This is a genomic window from Myroides sp. C15-4, from assembly GCF_050522745.1.
Classification (GTDB): Bacteria; Bacteroidota; Bacteroidia; order Flavobacteriales; family Flavobacteriaceae; genus Flavobacterium.
Genome location: NZ_JBMVQX010000068.1, coordinates 1 through 4,552 on the forward strand (window position 1 = coordinate 1; position 4,552 = coordinate 4,552).

A 4,552-nucleotide genomic window follows, 5' to 3' on the forward strand; every position below is an offset into this window, starting at 1 on the left:
ATTACGATGAACATGACGCTCGTCAAGATATTGACTGGTCTGCCTTGAATACGGTAAACGTGAGCTTTACCTTAGAAAGCGATTATTTAGTTGTGACGGATTCGGAGCAAAACAAAGTATCGTTAGCAGTAGAAGAGATTGCGAAGAACAACAAATTTGTTACGAATTTAGTAGAAAATCAAGAGTTCATTAACAAGTTGGGTGATAGTTCAGAATTTAAAACTATTATCAAAAATAATTCTGCAGAAACGGTATTAACGCTAACGGATGAAAAAGTAAATGAGGATAAAGTAAAAGCAGGATTCACTTTTAATAATGGAAAGGAATTAGCTTCAATTCAATTCTCAGAGACTTTAACAGCAATGGAAAAAGGAACGAATCAAACTACAGGGATGATTGAGTACTATTTTATTGATGAAACAGGCTTACGCGATGATGTAGTAATGGAAATCACACAAGATGTCATTACAGATTTTGAGAAAATTATCAATGATTCAACAGTAAACAACCTTTTAAAAAGGTTTATTACAACTGCGACAGGTGATGTTTCTGTAGTTCGCGATACAGTAGGCGATATTATTATTAAGGCAAAAGAGCAGGTATTCAATCTCACAGATGAAATCAGAGCGAAAGAAACCAATACTACATTGACCTCTTCAGGAGCAGGTGTTTATGTGTACAAAAATGAAGAGGCTATCAAAACCAATGGAGAAGGAATCACCATTAATGTGGTAGCTGATGTACAAAACAACTTCCAAGAGATTATTGACAATAGCAAGGTAAAAAATATCTTAAATAAGTTGATAACAGATAAGTTAGATGCAAGTGTCACGTATGAAAATAATACGTTTTATGTCAATTACAAAGATGGAAGAAAAGAAGAAATTGTAATAAAGGAACTAATACAATCAAATGGAGAAACCCTTTCAACGGATGGAGTTATTGGAGTTACAGTAGGAAATGTTTTAGGAACAGAAGCTCAACAAGCTGTTGTAAAGCCGTTTAAATTGACTTTGAATGCAGAAAGCGTTACAACCAACCATATCAAAAATGGAACTTTATTGTTGGAAGATTTTGCAAAAGGAGTTGCAAATACGGTATTAGCCACTAATGCTGTAGGAGAACCTTATTGGATGAATCAAACAGATATGACGGTTGCAGTTAATGTAGGTAATGGACTTTCCAAGTCAGTTGACCAACTTCAATTGGGTGGTTTGCTTACGCAACCTACAGCTATAACGGTATCGGCCACTAACCATTTAGCGATTAAAAATGTGACTAAAGGTACGGGAACAATAGTGGATCAAATTGTCGTTATGGATTCGAATGGAGTATTAAAACAAGTCAATGCTGCGATGCCACGCTATTTTTATATGCCTGCGGCTACTATTCCTTCTCATGATGATTTAACAGGGCTTGCATTAACAGGAACAAGGGAAGTAAATCTGTATGAAGTTTATAAAAATCAATATGGATTTACAAATACAGCTACGCAAGTGCGCAGTAATCCAACTTCTACTTTACCTGTATATGCAGCAAGTGAACTTGATTACTTTATTACATATTATGATAATACAGTATTTACAAATGTTACTTTAAGTAGTTCAGGGGTTTTACAATACCAAGTAAGAAGTAATTCAGAGATTACAGCTAACACGTATATGAATATTGTGTTTAAGGTAAAAGAATAAAAGATGAAAAGAAGTAATAGAATGAATAAAAATAGTGTATGGCTACAGCTTATGTTATTTGCCATCGGATTTTTATACAGTGGAATTCAAGTATATGGACAGCGAATAGAGCGATTTCCCTATGAGGTGTCTTTGACTAATGGAAAGCCTCGTGAGATAGTAACTCATGCAACACAATTCACTCCTATTTTTAATGCAAAAGGGGTAACCTTAACCAATGGTAAAACCCAATTTAGTGGTATTGCTATTGATCACTTGCAATTTAAATCTAATAATGGACTGACGATTGAATTTGAATATTTAATGTATGGAGGGCAACAGTTTGAAGGTAAATATGGCGATGGAATCAGTTTCTTTTTGTACGACGGAAGTAAAACTTTTAGTATAGGTGCCAATGGTGCGAGTATGGGGTATGCCTATAATAGATCTACCGTTAGTGGGAATGTTAGACCAGGATTGGATGGGGCTTACTTAGGAATTGGTATAGATAACTATGGGAATTTTAAGAATAGAATGTGGACGACCACAGGAGATCGTATGAATGGTATAGTATCAACGAGTCCGATTAACCCTACTTATCCTATGAGTCACATTACAATTAGAGGAGCCATGCACAATGAGGGATTAGCAGGTTATGGAAATAGAGGATTGCGTTATTCTGGTTATCCTGTATTATTTACAACCTCCACCATTGGCGGACAAAGTGTGAAAATTAACAGTGAAGGAAGATATGAATTAGTTAATTCAACAGCAAATACTAGTTTTTATGTTCGACCAGCAGGAGAATCAACACAAGTAGGCGATGCGAACTACCGAAAAGTGATTGTTAAGCTGGTTCCTGGGCAGTATGGCAATATGATCGTTACGGTGCAAATTCAACATGGAAATACAGTATCCACTATTGTAGATCAGTATACCTATCCTCAATATCTGATGTATTATGAAAATGTCAATAGTACCGGTGCTAATTCAGCAAATGAAACGCAAAATATGGGACCAGAACAACTCGTTTTATTGGGAAGTATGGTACCCGAGACCTTTAAAATTGGATTTGCAGCTTCAACAGGAGCTGCCTCTCAAGTACAAGTTATTAGAAATATAAAAGTGAGTTTGCCTTTTTTTCCTCAAACTAAAGAGTTTCTCTTAGAAGGATGTAGTACAACAAGAGCATTTACATTCAATCCTTTTGAAAATAATGTATTCTATAAAGGAAAAATAGGACAAAATACCACGCCAGTTGGCGGTAATGATGCTAGTTTTATTGACTTTTCAACGTTTCGATTTGAAGATCAGGAAGGAAATGCAATTAGTACAGCTACTCGTTACGAGCAGGCAGGTGTTGGAGTATGGGAGTTCAATACAGTCACAGGATATGTTACCTTAAAACCTGAACCTGGTTATCTTGGCAAAGCAACTATTTACTATTCGGTTAAAGGTGTAGGAACAGATGGAGGTCCATTTGATCAAGAAATTTACCGTTCAGGAGTGACAAAGATTGAAATAAATATTCAAAAATGTAACCCTAAAAAAGCGAGAATTAATCCCTTTCTAAGTAGGTAGATTTTTTTTTAAAATGAGGGTTAATGCAATTTTTTTTAGCTGGTTTCATCCTTTAAAAATAAAAGTATGATAAAGAAAACAATATATATAGTAGTAGTAAGTTGTAGTACACTAAGCTATAGCCAAGAGCCAATTCCAGTTGTTAATTCAGGTGAACTATCTGTTTCCTCTTTGGGCTTGTTATCCATAGAAGGCAACTTTGAAAATGAGCAATCTGGGGAGGTGACCAATGATGGTACGGTGATTTATTATGATGATTTTGCCAATGATGGCGCTTATGGAACAACGATCAACAACAAAACTTCGATGACGATCTTTACGATCGGAGGTGTAGCTTCCAAAGCTAAGCAAATAACAGGAAATCAAATGGCTTCGTTTTACGATGTTATTTTTGATAGTTCGGTGCCTGTGATGGCCTTTGATTTAAAAAATAATATCGATGCTGCTGGTGTGGTAGATTTCCAAAACGGTATTGTGGTGGTTGATTCTACATTCAATCCAGTTACACAGGTCTCTCACGGCATGTTTACCTTCCAAAAGGGAGCAAAAGCTCAGTCGATGAACAATAGCTCCCATATTCAAGGTGCTGTGGAAAAGATAGGAAATGAATCGTTTGTCTATCCAGTTGGAGATCAAGGAAAATACCGCTATGCGCGTATTTCTGCTCCCAAAAATACTAAAGATGTTTTTATGGGACAATATAGCTATGGTGATGATGCCTTTTTTGCCTCACATGTGAATAAAGCAGGAGTGATTAAAAGCATTAATGACAAAGAGTATTGGGTGATTGACAAAGGAAATAACCAAGAAAGTGATGTATTGTTGACTTTGAGTTGGGATGAATCCACAACCTCACCAGCGGTCTTAAGTACTCCTGAAGAAGATTTGCACATTGTTCGCTGGGATGCCAAACAACAACTTTGGGTAGATGAAGGGGGAGTAGTGGATATGTCAACCAAAGAGGTGACAACTATTGGTACGGTCAAAGGCTATGGAATTTTTACCCTAGCCACTGTAAAAAAGGATTGGATTTTAGATGGTGATATCGTAATCTACAACTTAGTAACGCCTGATGGCGATGGTAAAAACGATTATTTTATTATTGATAACATCAAGAATTATCCCAACAATAAGGTAGAAATCTTCAACCGTTGGGGATCGCGCGTGTATGAAACCCGTGGTTATGATCCACAAGGGGACGGAAGCAGTAATGTTTTCCGTGGTTATTCTGAAGGAAAAGCAACCATTGATAAGGGAAGTAAACTTCCAAGTGGTACGTACTATTACGTCATTACTTATGA

2 protein-coding genes and 1 pseudogene are annotated in these 4,552 nt (G+C 36.4%); all 3 read left to right on the forward strand.

Annotated features, from left to right (window positions below; genetic code table 11):
• Nucleotides 1-1,691, forward strand: a pseudogene (locus ACPDHL_RS15965) (hypothetical protein); the annotation flags it as partial.
• A gap of 3 nt (nucleotides 1,692-1,694) precedes the next feature.
• Complete coding sequence (locus ACPDHL_RS15970; RefSeq protein ID WP_430533707.1) at nucleotides 1,695-3,251, forward strand: hypothetical protein; 1,557 nt, start codon at nucleotides 1,695-1,697, stop codon at nucleotides 3,249-3,251.
• 66 nt (nucleotides 3,252-3,317) lie between these two features.
• A partial coding sequence (locus ACPDHL_RS15975) for a gliding motility-associated C-terminal domain-containing protein (RefSeq protein ID WP_430533708.1) occupies nucleotides 3,318-4,552 on the forward strand: 1,235 nt, incomplete at its 3' end.

Excerpts from the sequence above, each read along its gene's own strand:
- ACPDHL_RS15970 (WP_430533707.1), top strand. The coding sequence starts at position 1,695 with ATGAAAAGAAGTAATAGAATGAATAAAAATAGTGTATGGCTACAGCTT.